This is a genomic window from Thalassococcus sp. (genome assembly GCF_982780845.1).
Genome location: NZ_CEYADA010000003.1, coordinates 113,578 through 134,100, shown reverse-complemented (window position 1 = coordinate 134,100; position 20,523 = coordinate 113,578). Strand labels below are relative to the sequence as shown.

Genomic DNA, 20,523 nt, shown 5'->3' with positions numbered 1-20,523 from the left:
ATGTGGAACACCGTTAAATCATTGGCCGATGCGACCCAATCGCGCCGGATCGAAGACCTGTTTGCCAAGGATGCCGACCGTGCATCGCGCTACAGCCTGACCGCGCTGGATATGCTGTTCGATTTCTCGAAGACGCAAATCGACGACGACATTCTGGCGGCGCTTTTGGATGTTGTGGAAAAAGCAGAAGTGCCTGCGCGTCGCGACGCCATGTTCGCAGGCGAAAAGATCAACGAAACCGAAGGGCGCGCGGTGCTGCACACGGCGCTGCGCAACCTTGATGGTGATGCGGTCATGGTCGACGGGCAGGATGTGATGCCCGAGGTTTTGGATACGCTGAACCGGATGTCTGATCTGTCCGACACGATCCGGTCCAGCGATGTGACGGATGTGGTCAACATCGGGATCGGCGGGTCTGATCTTGGTCCGGCGATGGCGGTTAAGGCCTTGGCGCCTTATCACGATGGTCCGAGCTGCCACTTTGTATCCAACGTGGATGGCGCGGATATTGCGGACACCCTGCGCGGTCTGAACCCTGAAACCACCGTGTTCATCGTCGCGTCAAAGACGTTCACCACCATCGAGACAATGACCAACGCCCGCACCGCCAAGGCGTGGCTTGCCGATAAGGGTGTGAGCGATGAAGGCCGCTTTATCGCGCTGTCGTCCAATGTGGAAAAAGCCGGCGAGTTCGGTATTCCCGCAGATCGTGTGTTCGGGTTCGAAGACTGGGTCGGCGGCCGCTATTCCATGTGGGGGCCGATTGGCCTGTCGCTGATGATTGCGATCGGGCCGGATGCCTTCCGCGCGTTCCTGCGTGGCGGACAGGCAATGGACCGTCATTTCTGCGCGGCACCCTTGGCGGAAAACATGCCTGTGCTTTTGGCATTGGTAGGGATGTTCCACAATCAGGGACTGGGACACGCGACCCGCGCGGTTCTGCCCTACGACAACCGACTGATGCGCTTGCCTGCGTACCTTCAGCAGCTCGAGATGGAGAGCAATGGCAAAGGCGTGTCGATGGACGGCGCCGATCTGGACGTGAACTCTGGCCCCGTGGTCTGGGGCGAGCCGGGCACGAACGGGCAGCACGCATTCTATCAGCTGATCCACCAAGGCACGCGGGTGATCCCTTGTGAATTCCTCGTGGCTGCTACAGGGCATGAGGCCAATTTGCAGCATCACCATGACCTACTGGTCGCCAACTGTCTGGCGCAATCCGAGGCGCTGATGAAAGGCCGCAGTCTGGACGAGGCACGCGGCGAGGTGGCGGATAAGTTTGAAGGCGACGAATTGGAGCGTCAGGCGCGTCACCGTGTGTTCCCAGGCAATCGCCCGTCGACAACACTGATTTATCCGAAGCTCACGCCGGAAATGCTGGGCCAGATTATCGCGCTTTATGAACACCGCGTGTTCGTCGAAGGCGTGATCCTTGGCATCAATTCGTTCGACCAGTGGGGCGTTGAATTGGGCAAAGAGCTGGCCACGTCTTTGGGTCCGATTGTGACGGGCGAACAACCCAGCGATGGCAAGGATGCCTCGACCCGTGGTCTGGTGGATTACGTTCTGCGCTATCGCGGAGACTGACTTAGAAATTCCAGCCCCGCGTCAAACGGGGCTGGAAAAGACATTTACTTGGCCAGTGCGCCCGCGATTTTGCCGCTGACGATGCCAAAGATACCGCCAAGGATCATCGAAACAGCGATGATACCGGCCGCAGACAGCAGCGCGTTCATTTCTGTCAGAGCAACGCCTGTCAGCAACATGAAGGCAGCGGTTGACGCATAGCCGTAAACGCCCGCCGGAATCGCGCCGAGCGCAGGCACATGCGCGCCAAGGATCAGCACAACAACCGAGATGCCGACGATTACGGACGCCATCAAAGCGCCACCGCCAACGGTGCCCACAACGAACAGCGCGACGGTTGCAACGATGATGCCCCAAACATGGGCTGTCAGAGATTTCACCAGCGCGTCATTGTCGCCGCCCGTGTGAAAGAAGCTGCCCCAAGCGATGAACAGCGCCCAGATTTGCAGGCCTGTTCCAAGTCCAAGACAGATGTAGGTTGCCACAACGGCAAGCGCGCCAATGACGATGGCAAGTGCAGTTACAAGATTCATTAGTCCCTCCCTAAGTAGATCCGGTTTGATTGTTTTTCCGGATGCGCAAAGTTAGGGCGAAACCTCAAAATACCGCATAATACTTAGGCATTGGTGCAATTTTGGGCAGATTAGCTGCCGGGAATGTCAAATTCTGCGGGTGCGAGGGTGAAGCCCGCAAATTGGAAACCGGGCGATACCGTACAGCCGACAAGGGTCCATTCACCCGTTGTTCGCGCGGCTTGCCAATGATCTTTCTGCACGATGATCTGGGGTCGTTCACCTGCCATCAGATCGGGGCCCAAACGGTGGATTTCCTTAGGGCCGGCATCCGTCGCAGACAGCGACAATTCAATCGGTGCGCCTGCGTAATAATGCCAGATTTCGGTGGCATCCACACGGTGCCAATGGCTGCTTTCACCGGCCTTCAGCAGGAAAAAAATGCAAGTGCCACTTGCCCTTGGCTCTTCTTCGCCATCCCACGTCTGGCGGTAATAGCCGCCCTCGGGGTGCGGTTCGAGTTCAAGCAGTTTGATTATGTCGTCGGCATGCATTCTGTAACCCAATTTAAACTTTGACCGAACGGCGCTGTCAGCCGGTTTTAAGGCCGCAACAGCGAGCCTCTGGCCTCATAAAACAATACACATGAGGCAATTCATATGGGCAATGCGCAAAAACGGCTTCGGCAGATCGCCGAAGACATCGTTGGCCGCGAAGGCGGCTATGTAAACGATCCAGACGATCCCGGCGGGGCGACGAAATTCGGGGTCACGCTTGCGACTTTAGTGCGGTTGGGGCGCGATAATAATGGCGACGGACGGGTGAATCATTCTGATGTTCGGGCTTTGACCAAGGATCAGGCCGTCGAAATTTTCCTGCAGCACTACTTTGTGGAACCCCGGATCGGTGAACTGCCCGATGCGGTGCAGGCGTCTGTCTTTGATATGTACGTAAACGCAGGTGCCAACGCGGTTAAGATTTTGCAGCGGCTTCTGACGGACATGGGGATGCAGGTTACTGTGGATGGTGTGATTGGCCCGCAGACGATTGCGGCGGCGGCCAAGGCAATTTCTGTGGCCCCTAATCATCTGGCGGATGCCTACGGGATCGCGCGTCGCAACTATTATTTTGCCTTGGCGGATCGTAGGCCCGCATCGCGCAAATTCGCCCGAAGCCGTAGCGGGGGTAAAGGCGGTTGGATCAAACGGGCCGAGGAATTCATCTCGCCCCGTTTTCACCTGTCGCAAGCCGAGTTTCAGAAACGGGTGGCGGCATGGGCGTGATCAATCAGATGTGGCAGTTTCTGTTTGGCGGTGGACGCAATGTTGTCGTTGAAACCGCCGAGGTTTTCCGCGTGAACGCCGAAGCGCAGGCCGCGCGGGATATGACAATGAAGTCCGCGTCTTTGGATCAGTATGCGTCCGAGTTCGCCCTGATGCGACAGGGCCGGTTCGACCGGTTCATGGACGCGCTGAACCGCGTGCCGCGACCGGCTATGGCGCTGGGCACCTTGGGGTTGTTTGTGTCTGCGATGGTGGACCCCGTGTGGTTTGCTGCGCGCATGACGGGTATCGCGCTGGTGCCAGAGCCGCTTTGGTGGCTTTTGGGGGCGATTGTCAGTTTCTATTTCGGGGCGCGATATCAGGCGAAAGGGCAGCAATTCCAGAGAGATATCGCCGCTACGATGGTCGCCACCCCGCAGGTCGTCCAGCATATTTCTGATATCGAGAACCTGCGCCGAGAGCCTGTTCCGGAAGTGGCTTTGATTTCGGCAAATCGTGCACTGGAAGACTGGAAGCGCCTGCAAAACTGACGCGTGACAAGTTGACCAACTTTTGAACGCCGAATCTATTGGCCGAGTTCGCTGACTGACCCTATACATTGGGCATGGTTACAGAACTCGGTCACTTCGCACTCATCCTCGCCTTTCTAGTGGCGATCGTTCAAATGGTGGTTCCGGCAATCGGGGCCCATAAACGCTGGTCCGGTTGGATGGCGGTGGCTGAACCTGCAGCCACAATACAATTTATCCTGACATTACTGGCTTTTGGCGCGCTGACGCATGCCTTTGTCGTGTCGGACTTTTCGCTCAGGTTGGTGGTGCTGAACTCGCATTCAGCCAAGCCGATGCTGTATAAAATCAGCGGCACATGGGGCAACCACGAAGGATCCATGCTGCTTTGGGTGCTGATCGTAACACTGTTCGGTGCGATGGCCGCGTGGTGTGGCGGCAACCTTCCGCCGACACTTCGGGCGCGGGTTCTGTCGGTTCAATCCGCAATCGCCGTGGCCTTCTTTGCCTTCATCCTGTTCACCTCGAACCCGTTCCTGCGTTTGGCGGTACCGCCGTTTGACGGGCAGGATTTGAACCCGCTGCTTCAGGATCCCGGTTTGGCCTTCCATCCGCCGTTCCTGTATTTGGGCTATGTGGGCCTTTCGATCTGCTTTTCCTTCGCTGTGGCGGCATTGATTGAGGGACGCGTTGATGCGGCGTGGGCCCGTTGGGTGCGCCCTTGGACGCTGGCGGCGTGGGTGTTTCTGACCATCGGTATCGCGCTGGGATCGTGGTGGGCTTACTATGAGCTTGGCTGGGGCGGTTTCTGGTTCTGGGATCCGGTTGAAAACGCGAGCTTTATGCCGTGGCTGTTCGCAGCGGCCCTGCTGCATTCCGCTATCGTGGTCGAAAAGCGCGAGAGCCTGAAAAGCTGGACGATCCTGTTGGCGATCCTTGCCTTCGGCTTCTCTCTGATCGGGACATTCATTGTGCGCTCGGGCCTTCTGACGTCGGTTCACGCCTTTGCCAACGATCCTGAACGCGGCGTCTTCATCCTTGGTATTCTGGTGTTCTTCACAGGTGGTGCGTTGATGCTTTTTGCCGCCCGCGCCAATGCGATGCAGGCCAAGGGTGTCTTTGGTCTGGTCAGCCGCGAAAGCGCGTTGGTGGCGAACAACATCCTGCTGGCGGTATCTTCGCTGGTCGTTTTCGTCGGCACCATGTGGCCCTTGGTGGCCGAGATGTTCCTTGATCGGAAACTGTCGGTTGGCCCGCCGTTCTTCAACTCTGCCTTTACGCCGTTCATGCTGGTTCTGGGCTTGATCCTGCCGGTTGGCGCGATGCTACCGTGGAAGCGGGCCAAAGTGGGTCGCGTGATCCGTGCCTTGGCACCTGCCTTTGTCATCGCTGTTCTTCTGGCCGCGCTGGTTTGGACGATGCAGACAGGCCGCACGATCCTTGGCCCTGTCGGCGTGTTCCTTGGCGCTTGGCTGGTGGGCGGTGCTTTGACAGATCTATGGAGCCGCACAGGCCAGAACCGTGACATCGGCCGTCTGCTGCGCCTTCCGCGCGCTGATTGGGGGAAAACGGTGGCCCACGGTGGTCTCGGTATCACCATGGTCGGTGTTGCGGGCCTGATGGCGTGGCAGGTCGAAGATATCCGCGTGGCCAACATTGGCGAGCGTTTCGAAGTTGGCAGCTACGAGCTTGAACTGATCGGCGTCGAGCAGGTGCGTGGCCCGAACTATTTCTCGACCATGGCCGAAGTCGCTGTGTACGACGACGGCGTGGAAGTGGCCCATTTGTACCCTGAAAAACGCGACTATCCCGTCGCCAAGATGCCGACGACCGAGGCCGCAATCGACTACAAATTCCTGCGCGACGTCTATGTCGTGATCGGTGATCCGCAGGATGGCGGTGGCTGGGTCATGCGGACCTACATCAAGCCGCTGGCCAACTGGATTTGGGGTGGCTCTATCCTGATGGCATTGGGTGGTTTGATCAGCCTGACAGACCGTCGGTTCCGTGTGGCCGCCGGTGCCAAGAAAACCACAGCAAAAGCGGTGCCCGCAGAATGAAACAACTTGTTCTGATCCTGTCGCTTTTGCTGTCCGCTACCTTTGTCAGCACCGGACCAGCTTGGGCCGTGCTGCCGGACGAGGTGCTGGATGATCCGGTTCTGGAAGAACGGGCGCGCGAAATCTCGAAAGGGTTGCGCTGTCTGGTCTGCCAGAACGAGAGCATCGATGAATCCAACGCGCCGTTGGCCCGTGACCTGCGGATCGTGGTGCGCGAACGTCTGGTGGCGGGGGACACTAACGACGAAGTCGTCGAGTTTATTGTCGAACGTTATGGCGAGTTCGCTCTGCTGAACCCGACAACGGATGGCTGGAACCGCCTGCTGTGGTGGGCTGGCCCCGCTATGTTCCTGATCGCGCTTCTGATGGGGGCGCTGTACGTGCGTGGCCGTGCGGCTGCTCCGGTCGTTGACGACAAAGGCCTTAGCGACAGCGAACAAGAACGGCTGAACAAAATCCTGAACGACTGATCTTGGGTCCGCCTGCGACCTGTGCTAGCGTGCACGCAGGGTCCGCAGTTCACCCAGGCTCCGCCGATGCTAAACCTGTTTGATTGACGCTAATGGCATCACCTTTGTGATACCTTGGATCAAGGGCGGACAATCCAACCCTTCGGGTCTGGTATCGCGTTGGAGATTGCTATGACGCGCGACGTTATTTCTTTTCACCTTGATGATCTGTCGTCCTTTGCCAAACGGTTGCGCAAGGACATTGAAACTGACCTTGGACATGCCGAATTTCTGGACCGGATTTCCAAGGCGGCAGGCTATCGGAACTATCAACACCTGCGGGCGAAAAACACGCCAACTGCGCCGGTGAATGGTACGCAAGTGGCCCGCGCCGCGCGTTACTTTGACGGTGATGGGCGGTTTGCCAAATGGCCCGCCCGCACGTTGACCCAGCATCTGTGCTGCTATGTTGTGTGGTCGCGTTTGCCTGCACGGACGCCGATGACCGAGCGTGAAATCAGCGCCCTGATCGATCAGGAAACCGCCTTCAGGGACGCGGCCCAAATCCGGCGCACCTTGATCGAAGTCGGTGCGCTTGAACGTAATCTGGATGGGTCGCGCTATATGCGGAAAGAAGCGCCCATCCCGCCCGAGGCCGCTGATCTGATCAAACGGGTGGCACGTCGCGACAGCGCGTAATCGCCGTTTCGGTTTTCCTGCACAGTGACGCCGCGTTGGGCTTTGCCTTTTGTCCGCGCGGCGTGTTTGATGCGGGCAACTTGGCAGGAGGATATCATGCAATACGAAGCCATTACATATGAGGTCGTCGACGGCGTTGCTGTCGTTTCCCTCAACCGCCCTGATTTGATGAATGCTTTGAACACCCAGATGCGGGCCGAGATTACCCATGCTGTCACCGAGGCCGGCAAAACCGCCCGCGTTGTCGTGATCACCGGCAATGGGAAAGCATTCTGTTCCGGTCAGGATCTGGGCGACCGCTCAGCCATGGCCAGCTTTGATGTCGAACGCACCCTGCGCGACGAATACGAGCCGATGCTGAAGGCGATTGTGGATTGCCCCGTGCCGACCATTTCAGCGGTCAACGGTCCGGCAGCTGGGGCAGGGGCGAACCTTGCACTGGTGGCGGATGTGGTGATCGCGTCCGAGAGCGCGTATTTCGTGCAGGCCTTCACGCGCATCGGCCTGATCCCTGATGCGGGCGGCACATGGGCGTTGCCGCGCCAGATCGGTCTGGCGAAGGCGATGGGTGCCGCGCTGTTTGCCGACAAGATCACGGCAGAGCAGGCCGATAAATGGGGTCTGATCTGGGAATACGTCGCTGATGACGAATTCGCGGACCACTGGAAGGCTCGTGCAGCGCATCTGGCGAAGGGTCCGACAGCGGCCTACACGCGGGTCAAACAGGCCATGCGCGAAAGCTTTGGCAACACACTGGACGAACAGTTGGCGCTTGAGGCCAAGTTGCAGGGCGAATGCGGCAAAACCCGTGACTTCATGGAAGGCGTCATGGCGTTTGTTCAGAAACGTCCTGCAGAGTTTGAAGGCCGCTAAGGCTTAGAACCGATAGGTCAGCTGGCATCCAGCAATGGTTGCCAGCCCGTCGAACCCATCGACCGTGCCATGACTGTTGGCGTCCCACGCTTCTTTCGCGGCGGCGGCAGCCAGCGTCAGGCCACAACTTTCCCAAGCAGACAATCCGTTTTCCTGAGCGACCTGTGCGACCGCCGCACCGGCGTAGTAATGCGCCTGCTTGTCGTCTGTCGGGGCAGCCATCAGGCCGAGGATCATCAAAGTTGCAGCTTCCATTGTCTCAAATCCTTCCATTCATTGAGACAAATTTTAGGAAAACCGCCCGCGTTAACCAAAAGGAAACGAGTCACATAGTTAACGCGCGCCGGAAACGAAAAAGCCCGGCGTTTGGCCGGGCTTTCAGTCGTCGATGTATCGCTGAAATCAGCGGTTTTCGATGTCTGTGTAGTCGCGCGCAGTATCGCCCAGATACAGCTGACGAGGACGGCCGATTTTCATCTGCGGATCGCCCAGCTGTTCTTTCCACTGGCTGATCCAGCCAACGGTACGGGACACAGCGAAGATCGGTGTGAACATCGATGTCGGGAAGCCCATCGCTTCGAGGATGATGCCCGAATAGAAGTCCACGTTCGGGAACAGTTTCTTTTCTGCGAAATACGGATCGGCCAAAGCGGCTGCTTCCAGTTCCTTCGCAACCTGCAGGACAGGGTTGTCTTCGACACCCAGCAGGTCCAGAACTTCGTCTGCGGACTGCTTCATCACCTTCGCACGCGGGTCGAAGTTTTTGTAAACGCGGTGGCCAAAGCCCATCAGACGGAACGGATCGTTCTTGTCTTTCGCACGCGCGATGAATTCCGGAATGCGGTCTACGGAACCGATTTCCTTCAGCATCTCGAGGCAGGCTTGGTTCGCACCACCGTGGGCAGGGCCCCAGAGGCAGGCGATGCCGGCTGCGATACATGCGAACGGGTTCGCCCCCGAGGACGACGCCAGACGTACTGTCGATGTCGACGCGTTCTGTTCGTGGTCAGCATGCAGGGTAAAGATACGGTCCATCGCGCGGGACAGGATCGGATCAACAACGTACTCTTCCGCCGGAACGGCAAAGCACATGTGCAGGAAGTTCGACGCGTAATCCAGATCGTTGCGCGGGTACACGAAGGGCTGACCGATCGAATACTTATACGCCATTGCAGCGATTGTCGGCATCTTCGCAATCAGGCGGTGCGACGCGATTTCGCGCTGACGGGCATCAGACGGATCGGTCGAGTCGTGGTAGAACGCGGACATCGCACCAACGACGCCAACCATTGTCGCCATCGGGTGTGCGTCACGACGGAAACCACGGAAGAAGTTGTGCATCTGTTCGTGTATCATGGTGTGACGTGTCACCATGTTTTCGAAGTTTTCCAGTTCCTGAGCTGTCGGCAGGGCACCGTACAGAAGCAGGTAGCAGACTTCGAGGTAGTGCGATTTTTCGGCCAGTTGGTCGATCGGATAGCCACGGTGCAGCAGCTCGCCCTTGTCGCCATCGATGAATGTGATGGTCGAATCGCAGCTCGCAGTCGAGGTGAAGCCCGGATCGTAGGTAAAGACTCCTGCCTGACCGTACAACTTACGGATGTCGATTACATCGGGTCCAGCCGTTGGCGAATAAATGGGCAGATCATAAGACTGTCCGTCAATCGTAAGCGTGGCTGTTTTCGGAGTATCGGCCATGTTTCATCCCTTCGTTTGCTACGACATCGGGCCCGGGGTGGGCCCGATTGTGCGCTTATCCTATTAGCGCCAAGAACGGGGACCGTTTTAGGGCCACTATTCTCCTGCGCTCGCTTCTTCCAGTCGCAGCAGGCTTTCCTGCTGGCCAAGAACAAGCATCATATCAAATACGCTCGGGGTCACTGCGCGTCCGGCCAAAGCGGCCCTTATGGGGCCTGCCATTTTGCCAAACTTGACGCCGTTCGTTTCGGCGACGCTGTTGGCGGCCGCCTCTAATTCTTCACGGGACCAGCTAGCATTCTGCAACTGCGACGTCAATTGGTTCAGTATACCACGGGATACATCATCCAATGCCTTTGCGGCCTTCTCGTCCGGCTGAATCGGGCGGGAAGCCATGATAAATTCAGCTTTTTCAAGAAGTTCCGGGAATGTTTTGGCCCGGTCTTTCAGGCAGTACATTCCGCGCTGCATACCGTCTTTTTGCACTTCCGTAAGGTCGGGTTTGCCAGCGGCTTTCAAAAACGCCTCAAGTTCATGCAGCAGCGCAGCATCATCTGCCGCAGCAATGTGCTGTCCACAGATGTTTTCCAGCTTTTTGAAGTCCAGACGCGACGGGCTTTTGCCGATTCCCTCAAGGTTGAACCATTCTTTTGCCTGCTCATCGGTAAAGAATTCGTCATCCCCGTGGCTCCAGCCAAGACGGGCCAGATAGTTGCGCATACCGGCCGCCGGGTAGCCCATGACCTGATATTCCTCGACACCGACCGCACCATGGCGTTTCGACAGCTTCTTGCCATCTGGGCCGTGGATCAGTGGTATGTGGGCATAAACCGGCACCGGCCAACCCATTGCGGTGTAGATCCCCATCTGACGTGCAGCGTTGTTCAGGTGGTCATCGCCGCGGATCACATGGGTCACGCCCATATCATGGTCGTCTACAACCACCGCCAGCATGTAAACTGGCGTACCGTCGGAGCGCAGCAGGATCATATCGTCCAACTGATCGTTGCCGATCTTAACCTCGCCCTGAACTTCGTCCTTGATGATTGTCTGGCCATCCTGCGGGGTTTTCAGACGGATCACGTAAGGCGCGTCGGGATGCGTTGCTGGATCGGCATCACGCCACGGGCTTTGAAACAGGGTAGAACGGCCTTCAGCACGCGCAGCTTCGCGGAAGGCCTCAATCTCTTCCTGCGTGGCAAAACATTTATAGGCAGCACCTTTGGCCAGCAGCTCGTGGGCCACCTCGGCATGACGGTCAGCGCGTTCAAACTGGCTGATCACCTCGCCGTCGTGATCCAGCCCCAGCCATGCCAGACCTTTCAACAGGGCTTCGGTCGCCTCGGGTGTGGACCGTGCGCGATCGGTGTCTTCGATCCGCAACAGGAATTTGCCGCCGCGACCGCGTGCATACAGCCAGTTGAACAGCGCAGTGCGCGCGCCACCGATGTGAAGATAGCCAGTGGGGGACGGCGCGAAACGGGTGATGACTTGGTCAGACATTGGATTGCTTAACCTTTCGATAAGCTTGATGCGGTTAGCGTTGCGCACCCATACCCAGCAAGGGGATGAAGAACAAGCATGCCACGCCTTTGGACCCTGCTGGAAAGCGAACTCGCCCGGCAGCGCGGGCATTTGTTTCCTTGGGTTCCCGTTGTCCTTGCCATTGGCATCGGCGCATTCTTCTCACTTCGCTCTGATCCGTCTGCTGAGCTGATCGGGCTTGCGTTCTTTGTCGCGTTAGGTGCCGCTTTATCCCGACGCTTTGTAAACGAAACGTTGCAAATCGGTCTGGTCTGTATCGGGGTCTTCGCGGCTGGCTTCGGGATTGCGGGCGTTCGGGCGCAAATGGTCGCGACGCCCTTGATCGAGTTCCGGTATTACGGTCCGATTGAAGGCCGTGTCATAGCGATTGACCGATCATCCAGCGACAAGCCGCGATTGCTGCTGGATCAGGTGGTGCTACAGGATATGGCCCCAGATCGAACGCCGCACCATGTGCGTGTGTCTTTGCACGGTGATCAGCGTTGGATTGATCCTGAACCGGGCATGCGCGTGATCATGACGGGGCATCTTTCGAAATCGCCGGGTCCGGCGGAACCGGATGGTTTTGATTTCCAAAGGCATGCATGGTTCCAGAGCATCGGGGCAGTTGGCTACACCCGCATCCCTGCGCTGGTCCTAGAGCCGCCGACTGACGGGCCGATGTGGGCGCGGGCACGGCACGCTTTGTCTGAACGTGTGCAGGCAAAGTTGGAAGGGCAGGTCGGGGCTTTCGCTGCCGCGATTATGACGGGTGACAGAAGCGCGATTGAGCGGGAAACACTGGACGCCCTTCGCGACAGCAACCTTGCGCATCTGTTGGCAATATCCGGACTTCACATGGGGCTTTTGACCGGGTTCGTTTTCGCCAGCCTGCGCCTTGTCTTGTTGCTTGTTCCGGTTTGGGGGCTTTTGTGGCCGGTAAAAAAGCTGGCTGCGGTGGCGGCATTGGCAGTCGGTGCCGGATACCTAGGGCTTTCCGGGGGAAACGTCGCGACCGAGAGGGCCTTCGTCATGGTGGCCGTGGCGCTCTTGGCTGTGATCTTTGACCGTCGGGTGATGTCGTTTCGCGCCTTGGCGTTGGCGGCGCTTATCGTCCTTGTCCTCAGGCCAGAGACGCTGCTGGGACCTGGTTTCCAGATGTCATTCGCGGCGACGACCGCGTTGGTCGCTGTGTTCGGTGCATGGCAACGCTCTGATGTGACGCAGAAAATCCCGCGGGTGTTGCACCCTGTCGCGGCTGTATTTTTGTCTTCGCTCATTGCGGGCTTGGCCACAGCACCGGTCGCCATGGCGCATTTCAACAGATTTGCTGAGTTTGGCTTGATCGCGAACCTCATCGCAGTTCCGGCGATGGGGATTGTGGTTATGCCCGCAGGTGTTCTGGCGGCTTTGCTGATGCCTTTCGGACTGGAAGGTATCGGGCTTTGGGCGATGGAATGGGGGCTGAGCTGGATTTTAACCGTCGCCCATCAGGTCAGCAGTTGGGATGAGGCTGTAAAACTCGTGCCTTCGCCACCTGCAAGTGTGTTGCCCATTGGCGCAATGGCCGGGCTGTTTTGCCTACTGTGGCAGGGCAGATTGCGGTGGATCGGGATAGCACCGGCCGTGATCGCCGCCTGGATTTGGGGCGGGGCCACACGGCCTGATGTCTTGATTGCACATGATGGCGGGCTGGTTGGCGTTCAGACGGATCAGGGCAGGGCACTAAGCAAAGCGAAAGGCGCAGGTTTTGCTGCGCGTATCTGGTTGGAAAATGATGGCTCCGCACTTTCGCAAAGTGAGGCCGCTTCGCTTTGGCCCGACAATACAGGCATCCAGCATGTATCGGGTAAGCGTGCCCTTCAAAGTTTCGAAGGCTGTCATCAGGGCGAGGTGGTTGTCAGCAATCAGACCCTGCCTAATTTGCGGTGTTTGATCTTTGACGCGTTGACCTTGCGTCAGACGGGCGCTGTCGCATTGTATCGCGACAAAAAAGAATGGCGCGCGGTGACCGCACGCCATCGGAAAGGGGTTCGCATGTGGCACGGGGATGTTCCCGAAGGTCCGGAAAACCAAAGGATCACCGGACTGTTGCGGACAGATCAATAAGTGCGGATCAGCCCGACCAGACGACCCTGCACCGAAACAGATCCGGACGGCAGAATGCGCGGTTCATAGGCTGGGTTCGCGGCCTCAAGCATGATCGCGTCGCCCTTACGGCGGAACCGCTTCAGAGTTGCCTCATAACCTTCGATCTGCGCGACCACGATATCGCCGTCGCTGGCATGCGATGTTTCGCGGATAACCACAACGTCACCGTTGTTGATGCCCGCATCGATCATCGAGTCGCCTTTGACCTCAAGCGCGTAATGCTTGCCCGGTCCGCTCAGCATCTGGCTGGGCACAGCGATTTCCGGCGGGATGTCGTTGATGGCCTGAATGGGCTCACCCGCTGCGATCCGGCCAAGCACGGGCAGTTCGGTCGCTTCAATCGTGATCGACTTGGCCGCAGCAGGTGTGCTGTCGGGCAGATCACCGTCAATGACCTTCGGGGTAAAGGTCGCGCCAGAAGGTGCCAGCGTATCGGGCAGCTTTACAATCTCGATTGCGCGGGCGCGGTGCGCCAAGCGACGGATAAAGCCACGCTCTTCAAGGGCCGTGATCAGGCGGTGGATGCCGGACTTGGACCGCAGGTCCAGCGCCTCTTTCATCTCATCAAAGCTGGGCGGTACGCCGTCGCGGGCGACGCGCTTTTGAATAAAGTGCAGTAGATCCAGCTGTTTTTTCGTAAGCATTGCGACACCCCTTCAAGTTTGTCGCATTTTGTTCTACTCATGTTCTCGTTTTGTGTCAACAAAGTAGAGCGATGCAAGAACAGATGTGGCCTTTCGGACTCAGTAAAGCCCTTGTTCCTTGGCAATCAAAGCGGCCTGCGTCCGGTTTGCCACGCCAATTTTTCGATACAACGTTTTGACGTGCAGCTTTACCGTCGGTTCGCGGATATCCAGATCGCGGGCGATTTCCTTATTGGATTTGCCTTCGGTCAGTCCCTTTAGAACATCCATTTCGCGGCGCGACAGTTTTTGGGCCAGCGGATGGTTCCGTTCGGGCTCGGGGGCGCGGAGGAATTCAATGGGCGTGAACTGTTCGCCCGCCGCCATAAAGCGGACCGCGTTGATCAATGACTTGGCCGACAGCGTTTTGGGCACGAAACCCGCCGCGCCCTTTTCCAAGGCTTCTTGGGCCACGTCGCGTGTCGCTGTGCCGGAAATGATACCGACACGGTGATCGCCGGGAAGGTCCTGAATGCGCTGCATCCCTTCCAGACCGGTCATGCCGGGCATCGAGTAATCAAGCAGAACCAGATCGAAAACCGGATCATCCTTGACCCGTTCAAATGCCGCGTTGAAATCGGCGACGGTTTCGACCGATATGTCTGGTTCTTTTCCGAGATAAAGTTGAAGCATGTCCCGGAGAAGGTCATGATCGTCTGCAACCAGAATGCGCAGTTGCGAGCTTTCAGTCATTGTGAATGCGCCTCAGGGTCATCATATGCCTAGACTACCCGCCTTTTCTGCTTTCAGTCTGTTTATCTTAAGATAGAACATGCTTCTTCCCTAAGCAAACCTACGATTTTGCCGCAGTCGTAAGCCCAACGAACTGGTGCAAAAGCGCACTGATCCGGAACAAAGTATATCTGCAGTATCTGAAGGTTCTATTTAAAAGGATAGGGATTGTGGCAGATTCCCGTCTATCGGTTTCAGTGTTTTAACACGCAATTTGAATTTAGCGTCGTGAAAACCTATACCAATGGATACTGATTTTCAACTTATGCTCTACTGCAGCGCTATTTTTAACCTGCCATATTGAACGGCGTTATCGAAAGGTTGGTTCTATGACTAATACCGTAATTTCGCGCGTTGCATTTGCAGTCGCAACTTTTCTGCCGGTCATGGGTTTCAGTGCCGAACTTGATGCTCCGGCTGGTCCTGTGTTGCTGACGGTCAGCGGCGCAATCGAGAACTCAAATACCTCCAATGGTGATGCCGCGTTCGATCGCGAAATGCTGCAGGCGCTTGGCGCGGAAACCATCGAGACGACCACTATCTGGACAGAAGGCAAGCAGTCTTTCGAAGGTGTTTCCTTGCAGGTTCTGATGGACGCGGTGGGGGCCACAGGCAGCAATTTGAAAGCAACGGCCATTAACGACTATTCGGTCGAAATCCCGGCGGAAGACTGGGTCGAGAATGGTCCGATTGTTGCATATTCAAACAATGGCGAGGAAATGTCCGTACGCGATAAAGGCCCGTTGTGGGTCGTATATCCCTACGACAGTTCCCCGAATTATCAAACCGAAGTGATCTACTCGCGAAGCATCTGGCAATTGGACCGGATCATCGTCGAGTAGCACAATTAGTGCTTAATCGCGCGGGAGACGTTGGTGTCCGTTGGCACAAGAATTCGCGCTGTAATGCGTCGATTAATGTCGGTCAAACTACTAGCGGCAACGGTAGTGGTTTGTCTGGCATTTGTCGTGGGCCTCAGCTGGATGATCTCGAAAGAGATCGATAAAATCAGCACTGCAACATCGGACAACGCCCAATGGACCGTCGCGCAGGTAGATGTCGAACTGCTGCGCTACCGGCTTGCTTTGGAAACCGATGGCAGCGATCCGGCCGACCTGCGGAATTTGCGCCGTCGCTTTGATGTTTTCTATAGCCGTATGTCGACATTGCTTTACGGCAATTCGTTCATCCAGTTGCGAAACTCGCCAAACTTCGCCGGATCTTTAGAGCGGCTTCTGACCTTTCTAGAGGAAACCGTTCCAATCATTGACGGCGATGACCCGCAATTGATTGCCGCGTTACCCGATCTGCAAAAAGCTGCTGTCGAAATTACCCCTGTCGCACGTGAAATGACCTTGGCGGGTCTGGCAGCTTTTGCGGAAAACACGCGCGACCGTCGTCAGGAAGTTATGAAGACGCTGGTTATTCTGGCCGTCTTTGTGATGATCCTGCTGGCCATTCTGATCGTCGCTGCGGCCAAACTGATGCAGATGAATACCATCGCACGGCGCCACGCGGCCGAGGTTGAACAGGCGTCCGAACAGCTGAAAACCATCGTGGAAACGTCGCTGGATGCAATCGTACTGGCGGATTCCCGTGGGCGTATTCTTACGCAAAACCCCGCGGCGGATACGATGTTCGGGGCGCTTCAAGATCCCGCGACCATAAATCTGAAAGACCTCTTTTCGCCGACCGAGACCAAGGAAAAGTTTGATTTCATCGGAACCGGCAAACCTTTGCCCGCCGGCAGCCGCCGGTTTGAAATCCAGTCGCTGCACAAAGACGGCATCTATTTCCCAGCTGAGGTTTCCATCGACCGATCTGGCGGTGGCGAAGATCAAGTGTATGTCGCCTATATCCGAGACATCTCGCGCAGGAAAAATGCCGAGGACGCCCTGCGCGATGCGCGTGACCGCGCCTTGGCGGGGGAAAAGGCCAAGTCCGAGTTCCTTGCTGTAATGAGCCATGAAATGCGCACGCCGCTGAACGGCATTCTCGGCACGATGCAGTTGCTGAGGCCCTTATCGACAGGCCAGCGTGAAAATGAACTTCTGGACCGGATGGAAAGTTCGGGCCGCTTGTTGCTCAGCCTTGTGAACGATGTGTTGGACCTGTCCAAATACGAAGCAGGCAAGCTGACGCTGGAAGACCGCGCCTTTGCGCTGCCGGATTTGCTGAAGGGCATCGTGGATACGAACCGTCCGATGGCGACAGCAAATGGCGACAGCCTGAACTGGTCATGGGTCGGTCCGGAACGAAACTGGGTGCGAGGCGATCAACGGCGTCTGCGCCAGATCCTTTTGAACCTTGTCAGCAATGCCGTGAAATTCACGCGCAACGGCGAGGTCGAGATCGAAGTCGAAGAAATGGATGCTCCGGCTGGAACGATCGAGTTCCGTGTCATCGACACCGGCATCGGGATCGACGAAGACGATATCGAACGGATTTTCCAGGACTTCGAAACGCTCGACAGCTCGTACGCACGTCAGGCCGGTGGCACTGGTCTCGGCCTCGGGATTGTGCGCCGTCTGGTGAACATGATGGGCGGCGAAATCGGTGCAGAAAGTGAACCCGGCGAGGGCAGCCTGTTCTGGGTGCGCATTCCGTTCAACAGTGTCGATCATTCGGATGTGGTCAACGATGACGTCGAAGTCCCGATCACAACTCCGACCGGAGAGCGGTCGCTTTCGGTTCTTCTGGTCGAAGATAACGAGATCAACAGGTTCGTTGCGCGCGAGCTTTTGAATTCGGAAGGTCACAAGGTGACCGAAGCGGCAAACGGGCAAGAAGGCGTTGAATTGGCCAATGAGACCCTGTTCGATCTGATCCTGATGGACATCTCGATGCCGGTCAAAGACGGGGTTGCAGCGACAATCGAGATCAGGGCAGGGGACGGGGCATCATCCGGCACCCCGATCATCGCAGTGACAGCGCATGCCCTTCCCGAAGAGGTCGAAGGATTTCTAAAGTCAGGCATGCAGGACTGCCTGTCAAAGCCCATCGAACGAAACGCGTTGAAGCGTATTCTGGCGCAAGTCGCCTATTCGAATGCGGTGATTACAAGCGACAAGGTCGCGCATCAGAACGGAACCAAGTTGCCGTATTTCGATCCGTCGCAGCTTGAGGCACTGGCAAGTGCATTGGGGTTCGAACAGGTCGAAACCCTGATCAACCGATTGCGCGCCGAAGGCAGCGCCACAACCGACAGGTTGATGGGGATGTCTACAAACGATCCGGAACTGGCGGCTGTCGTGCACCAATTCGCCGGAAGCTGCGCAAGCTTCGGTCTGACCAGTCTGCGGGAATCCCTTTACGGGATCGAGGGCAAAAAGAAGAATGGGGCGCTGGTGTCCAATTCGGAAATCGAGGCCCTGAAACCGCTCTGGAAGAAGAGTGAATCAGCGCTCTTGTCATGGGCATCCCAGCAAAGGACTTATAACGGCTGACTCGCCGGTCATATTAGCGTGATATCCCTACGGACTATTCCATCTATAGTAGATAGGTAGAATTTTTATCCTGTGCGACTGGGCTTGTATCGAAAGAGCTAAGTCCACCTTAAGACAGCAATATCGCCCCTTTATACAGACCGTCCGCATGTAGGTAATAACCCATCGCGGTCTTATCCTCATCTCAGCGCGCAACTTTTGAGTGCGTTTGTGAAAGGGCATTTCCATGAAGCGGTCTACGAATTCTGCACAGAACCAAGCTTATGCGGCGACGTCGCAGACCCCGTTTCAGGTCACCCGCCTTTTAGCAGTTTCCTTGTTCTTTTTTCTGAGCGTTTTGGCGTTGGCTTAATGACCCACTCAACAAAGCGATCTTGGCACGAAGAATGCAGGCACAATTCCACAGCGGGTCCGCCAAACGGCCTCTCGCACACCGATAAATGAACGCGAAATGTTACTTGGGGGTTTCTATGCCGCGTAATCACAGCTTGACGAATACAGACCAATCGGGATTGCCGACTTTGACACCATCGCTGGTAAATGCGCTGTTTTCTATCACGGATGCCGTAGGCAGTGTGGTGTCGCGCAAGTCTTCGATCGCTCAGAACGAAACATATGACGCGATTGATCACGACGATCTCGCGCCGCCGCAAATCGCCACCAGCACAGCGCAGGCTCTGGGCTCTTCGGTTCTTGTCCGCACCCCGTCGCGCCTGACGCCGGTCACCCAGTTGAAGGCAGGCGACTTCGTCTGCACGGCCAAGCTTGGGTTCCAAAAGGTTATTCAGGTCCGCGAACTTCTGGCGTGGATGAAAGAAGACTCCGCTCTTGTGCGCATCACGGCCGGTGCTTTGGGCAATCCCAGCACCGCTTGGGTTACGGGCGATCAAAAGCTGATCTTCTCGCATCCCCGTTTTGCCGATCTGTTCGGTGCACCGGATGTCGCGATCAAAGCGGTTGATCTGGTCAATGGCGGGTCCATCGTTGTCGAAGAGCGCGGCCTTCCGCTGCATGTCTTCGAAGTCTGCGTTGAACAGTCCTCCGCACTGGTTTCCGATGGTCTGCATTTCAGCGTACCGGGCCGCGCAGGGGGGCATTTCCGCTGGCCTGTTCTGACAGGTCGTCAGGTTCCCTTGGCGCTGCGGGTTCTGGGCTTTGATAAAACCCCAGCCAACTAATCGAGTTTTGCACAAATAAAAAAGCGGCGTCGGTAAAACCGGCGCCGCTTTTTCATTTACTCGACGTCCTTTGGGTCTAGTCCGGCGGCCCCCGGAATACCTCCGGTCGGGGCTGACTTGCGCCCGCCGCTCATGAAATCAGAGAAGTCGGCTTCATCAGAAGGGGCCGGCTCGCTTTCAACGTCGACGCTCTCTTCCGCTGGGTCTTGTGGCTCTGGCGTCTTCACTTCGGCTCGCAGTGACTTGCGGTCGTTGGGCGTCGGCGCACTCATGAAATCCAGAAAGTCGTCCTTGGGTCCGTCGTCCTCTGACGCGGTCGAGCGCGCGTCCGTGAATTTTACGCGTGTCGCGGACGCTTCCCGCGACTTGCGCTTCGCTTCGACCTTGCGGACCAGATCGGCAAGGCGGCTGTCGAATTCCTCTTCCTCTGGCGAGATCGTCGGAAATTCATGCGTGGGCGCCTTCTGGGGTTCCGCAGCTTCGTCGTGTGTTTTCTCATTAGAAGTCGCTCTCGTGTCTTCTGCTGGCGTGGCGGCGAGCGGATCGGCATCACCAATGGGGCGTTCTTCCGCATCGATTGCAACCTCTGTCGCGTCCAGTGGCGGGCTGTCCGAATGGTCTTCTGCTTCTGGCTCCTCATCAAAAAACGGCGCGTCATCGATTGCGGCCGATATTTCGTCTTCCTTTGGCGTCACAGAGGTCGTTTCTGGCTCGGCCTGTTCCGCCAAGGCTTCGATAGCTTCAGGTTCTGTCTCGGGCATTTGGTCGTCAGGAATTGAAGTTGTTTCAACATCCTGCTCAAACGCGACCATCTCATCTGACTCATTGCCAACTTCAATGTCTTCAGGTTGATCTGCGTGGTCGTCGGCCTCCGGCAGCGTTTGCGTGCTTTCGTCCGTTTTGAATGGCTCCGACGCGTCGACACTCTCTGCCGTGACTGTTTCTTGATCAGAAGCTGCCGACATATCAGCGACCGTGAATTGTTCCGCATCGATATCGTTGTCAGCGATCGCCCCCTCCAATTCGGGACCAGTTAACTCAACATCGGCTTGACCCTCATTTGTGTCAATGGTCGTTTCCTCAGCCTCAGCCTCAGCCTCAGCCTCAGCCTCAGCCTCAGCCTCAGCCTCAGCCTCAGC

Annotated in this window: 18 protein-coding genes and 1 pseudogene; 11 read left to right on the top strand and 8 right to left on the bottom strand. The window is 57.0% G+C overall.

The features are described from left to right. A complete protein-coding gene (gene pgi, locus AC4FIA_RS04730) occupies positions 1–1,587 on the top strand; it encodes a glucose-6-phosphate isomerase (RefSeq protein ID WP_490364912.1) in 1,587 nt (528 codons plus the stop codon). A 44-nt stretch (positions 1,588–1,631) separates the two neighbouring features. Here the strand turns inward: pgi and AC4FIA_RS04725 are convergent, their stop codons facing one another. Then, complete coding sequence (locus tag AC4FIA_RS04725; protein ID WP_103908548.1) at positions 1,632–2,120, bottom strand: DUF1097 domain-containing protein; 489 nt, start codon at positions 2,118–2,120, stop codon at positions 1,632–1,634. A gap of 110 nt (positions 2,121–2,230) precedes the next feature. Then, positions 2,231–2,653 carry a cupin domain-containing protein gene (locus AC4FIA_RS04720; RefSeq protein WP_490364911.1) on the bottom strand — a complete coding sequence of 141 codons (423 nt, stop codon included), beginning with the start codon at positions 2,651–2,653 and terminating at the stop codon, positions 2,231–2,233. 105 nt (positions 2,654–2,758) lie between these two features. Here AC4FIA_RS04720 and AC4FIA_RS04715 point away from each other — a divergent pair, with 105 nt between their 5' ends. From AC4FIA_RS04715 to AC4FIA_RS04690, 6 genes are all read left to right on the top strand, one after another. Further along, entirely contained in the window at positions 2,759–3,382 is a 624-nt protein-coding gene (locus AC4FIA_RS04715; protein WP_490364910.1) for a holin-associated N-acetylmuramidase, read from the top strand. Continuing rightward, positions 3,373–3,912 (top strand): holin family protein, encoded by a 540-nt coding sequence (locus tag AC4FIA_RS04710; RefSeq protein ID WP_490364909.1) that lies wholly within the window; start codon positions 3,373–3,375, stop codon positions 3,910–3,912. The genes AC4FIA_RS04715 and AC4FIA_RS04710 overlap by 10 nt, the downstream gene beginning before the upstream one ends. Before the next feature lie 74 nt (positions 3,913–3,986). Beyond that, positions 3,987–5,951: a heme lyase CcmF/NrfE family subunit gene (locus AC4FIA_RS04705; protein WP_490364908.1), complete on the top strand. Its 1,965-nt coding sequence runs from the start codon at positions 3,987–3,989 to the stop codon at positions 5,949–5,951. Then, entirely contained in the window at positions 5,948–6,421 is a 474-nt protein-coding gene (locus AC4FIA_RS04700) for a cytochrome c-type biogenesis protein (RefSeq protein ID WP_103908543.1), read from the top strand. Before AC4FIA_RS04705 ends, AC4FIA_RS04700 begins: the two co-directional genes overlap by 4 nt. A gap of 171 nt (positions 6,422–6,592) precedes the next feature. Further along, the gene (locus AC4FIA_RS04695) at positions 6,593–7,099 is read left to right on the top strand and encodes a DUF2087 domain-containing protein (RefSeq protein ID WP_490364907.1); all 507 of its coding nucleotides are present in this window, start codon (positions 6,593–6,595) and stop codon (positions 7,097–7,099) included. Between the two features lie 96 nt (positions 7,100–7,195). After that, complete coding sequence (locus AC4FIA_RS04690; RefSeq protein WP_287473151.1) at positions 7,196–7,972, top strand: enoyl-CoA hydratase-related protein; 777 nt, start codon at positions 7,196–7,198, stop codon at positions 7,970–7,972. A gap of 3 nt (positions 7,973–7,975) precedes the next feature. Here AC4FIA_RS04690 and AC4FIA_RS04685 read toward each other — a convergent pair whose 3' ends face one another. From AC4FIA_RS04685 to gltX, 3 genes are all read right to left on the bottom strand, one after another. Continuing rightward, positions 7,976–8,227, bottom strand: a complete 252-nt coding sequence (locus AC4FIA_RS04685; RefSeq protein WP_490364906.1) for a hypothetical protein — start codon at positions 8,225–8,227, stop codon at positions 7,976–7,978. Between the two features lie 147 nt (positions 8,228–8,374). After that, positions 8,375–9,670, bottom strand: coding sequence for a citrate synthase (locus tag AC4FIA_RS04680; RefSeq protein ID WP_103908539.1), 1,296 nt, complete (start codon positions 9,668–9,670; stop codon positions 8,375–8,377). A gap of 96 nt (positions 9,671–9,766) precedes the next feature. Then, positions 9,767–11,173 carry a glutamate--tRNA ligase gene (gene gltX, locus AC4FIA_RS04675; protein ID WP_490364905.1) on the bottom strand — a complete coding sequence of 469 codons (1,407 nt, stop codon included), beginning with the start codon at positions 11,171–11,173 and terminating at the stop codon, positions 9,767–9,769. 78 nt (positions 11,174–11,251) lie between these two features. Here gltX and AC4FIA_RS04670 point away from each other — a divergent pair, with 78 nt between their 5' ends. After that, on the top strand, positions 11,252–13,303 hold the full coding sequence (locus tag AC4FIA_RS04670; protein ID WP_490364904.1) for a ComEC/Rec2 family competence protein: 2,052 nt from the start codon (positions 11,252–11,254) through the stop codon (positions 13,301–13,303). Here AC4FIA_RS04670 and lexA read toward each other — a convergent pair. Both lexA and AC4FIA_RS04660 read right to left on the bottom strand, forming a co-directional pair. Further along, positions 13,297–13,989, bottom strand: a complete 693-nt coding sequence (lexA, locus tag AC4FIA_RS04665; RefSeq protein WP_490364903.1) for a transcriptional repressor LexA — start codon at positions 13,987–13,989, stop codon at positions 13,297–13,299. The two genes, AC4FIA_RS04670 and lexA, sit on opposite strands and share 7 nt — an antisense overlap. A 99-nt stretch (positions 13,990–14,088) precedes the next feature. Continuing rightward, complete coding sequence (locus AC4FIA_RS04660) at positions 14,089–14,721, bottom strand: response regulator (RefSeq protein ID WP_234994646.1); 633 nt, start codon at positions 14,719–14,721, stop codon at positions 14,089–14,091. A 368-nt stretch (positions 14,722–15,089) separates the two neighbouring features. Here AC4FIA_RS04660 and AC4FIA_RS04655 point away from each other — a divergent pair, with 368 nt between their 5' ends. The 3 genes from AC4FIA_RS04655 to AC4FIA_RS04645 all read left to right on the top strand — a co-directional run bounded on the left by AC4FIA_RS04655 (position 15,090) and on the right by AC4FIA_RS04645 (position 19,384). Continuing rightward, complete coding sequence (locus AC4FIA_RS04655; protein WP_490364902.1) at positions 15,090–15,602, top strand: putative pterin-binding protein; 513 nt, start codon at positions 15,090–15,092, stop codon at positions 15,600–15,602. Between the two features lie 75 nt (positions 15,603–15,677). Beyond that, positions 15,678–18,206, top strand: a complete 2,529-nt coding sequence (locus tag AC4FIA_RS04650; protein ID WP_490364901.1) for a hybrid sensor histidine kinase/response regulator — start codon at positions 15,678–15,680, stop codon at positions 18,204–18,206. Between the two features lie 521 nt (positions 18,207–18,727). Next, the gene (locus AC4FIA_RS04645; protein ID WP_160006701.1) at positions 18,728–19,384 is read left to right on the top strand and encodes a Hint domain-containing protein; all 657 of its coding nucleotides are present in this window, start codon (positions 18,728–18,730) and stop codon (positions 19,382–19,384) included. Positions 19,385–19,440: 56 nt separating this feature from the next. On the opposite strand, the pseudogene AC4FIA_RS04640 reads toward AC4FIA_RS04645, so the two are convergent. Continuing rightward, a pseudogene (locus AC4FIA_RS04640) lies at positions 19,441–20,523 on the bottom strand (hypothetical protein); the annotation flags it as partial.

Coding starts and splice junctions, on each gene's coding strand:
- AC4FIA_RS04660 (WP_234994646.1), bottom strand. CDS start 14,721: ATGACTGAAAGCTCGCAACTGCGCATTCTGGTTGCAGACGATCATGAC.
- lexA (WP_490364903.1), bottom strand. CDS start 13,989: ATGCTTACGAAAAAACAGCTGGATCTACTGCACTTTATTCAAAAGCGC.
- AC4FIA_RS04705 (WP_490364908.1), top strand. CDS start 3,987: ATGGTTACAGAACTCGGTCACTTCGCACTCATCCTCGCCTTTCTAGTG.
- AC4FIA_RS04670 (WP_490364904.1), top strand. CDS start 11,252: ATGCCACGCCTTTGGACCCTGCTGGAAAGCGAACTCGCCCGGCAGCGC.
- AC4FIA_RS04650 (WP_490364901.1), top strand. CDS start 15,678: ATGTCGGTCAAACTACTAGCGGCAACGGTAGTGGTTTGTCTGGCATTT.
- AC4FIA_RS04680 (WP_103908539.1), bottom strand. CDS start 9,670: ATGGCCGATACTCCGAAAACAGCCACGCTTACGATTGACGGACAGTCT.
- AC4FIA_RS04690 (WP_287473151.1), top strand. CDS start 7,196: ATGCAATACGAAGCCATTACATATGAGGTCGTCGACGGCGTTGCTGTC.
- gltX (WP_490364905.1), bottom strand. CDS start 11,173: ATGTCTGACCAAGTCATCACCCGTTTCGCGCCGTCCCCCACTGGCTAT.
- AC4FIA_RS04710 (WP_490364909.1), top strand. CDS start 3,373: ATGGGCGTGATCAATCAGATGTGGCAGTTTCTGTTTGGCGGTGGACGC.
- AC4FIA_RS04685 (WP_490364906.1), bottom strand. CDS start 8,227: ATGGAAGCTGCAACTTTGATGATCCTCGGCCTGATGGCTGCCCCGACA.
- AC4FIA_RS04715 (WP_490364910.1), top strand. CDS start 2,759: ATGGGCAATGCGCAAAAACGGCTTCGGCAGATCGCCGAAGACATCGTT.
- AC4FIA_RS04725 (WP_103908548.1), bottom strand. CDS start 2,120: ATGAATCTTGTAACTGCACTTGCCATCGTCATTGGCGCGCTTGCCGTT.
- AC4FIA_RS04700 (WP_103908543.1), top strand. CDS start 5,948: ATGAAACAACTTGTTCTGATCCTGTCGCTTTTGCTGTCCGCTACCTTT.
- AC4FIA_RS04720 (WP_490364911.1), bottom strand. CDS start 2,653: ATGCATGCCGACGACATAATCAAACTGCTTGAACTCGAACCGCACCCC.
- pgi (WP_490364912.1), top strand. CDS start 1: ATGTGGAACACCGTTAAATCATTGGCCGATGCGACCCAATCGCGCCGG.
- AC4FIA_RS04695 (WP_490364907.1), top strand. CDS start 6,593: ATGACGCGCGACGTTATTTCTTTTCACCTTGATGATCTGTCGTCCTTT.
- AC4FIA_RS04655 (WP_490364902.1), top strand. CDS start 15,090: ATGACTAATACCGTAATTTCGCGCGTTGCATTTGCAGTCGCAACTTTT.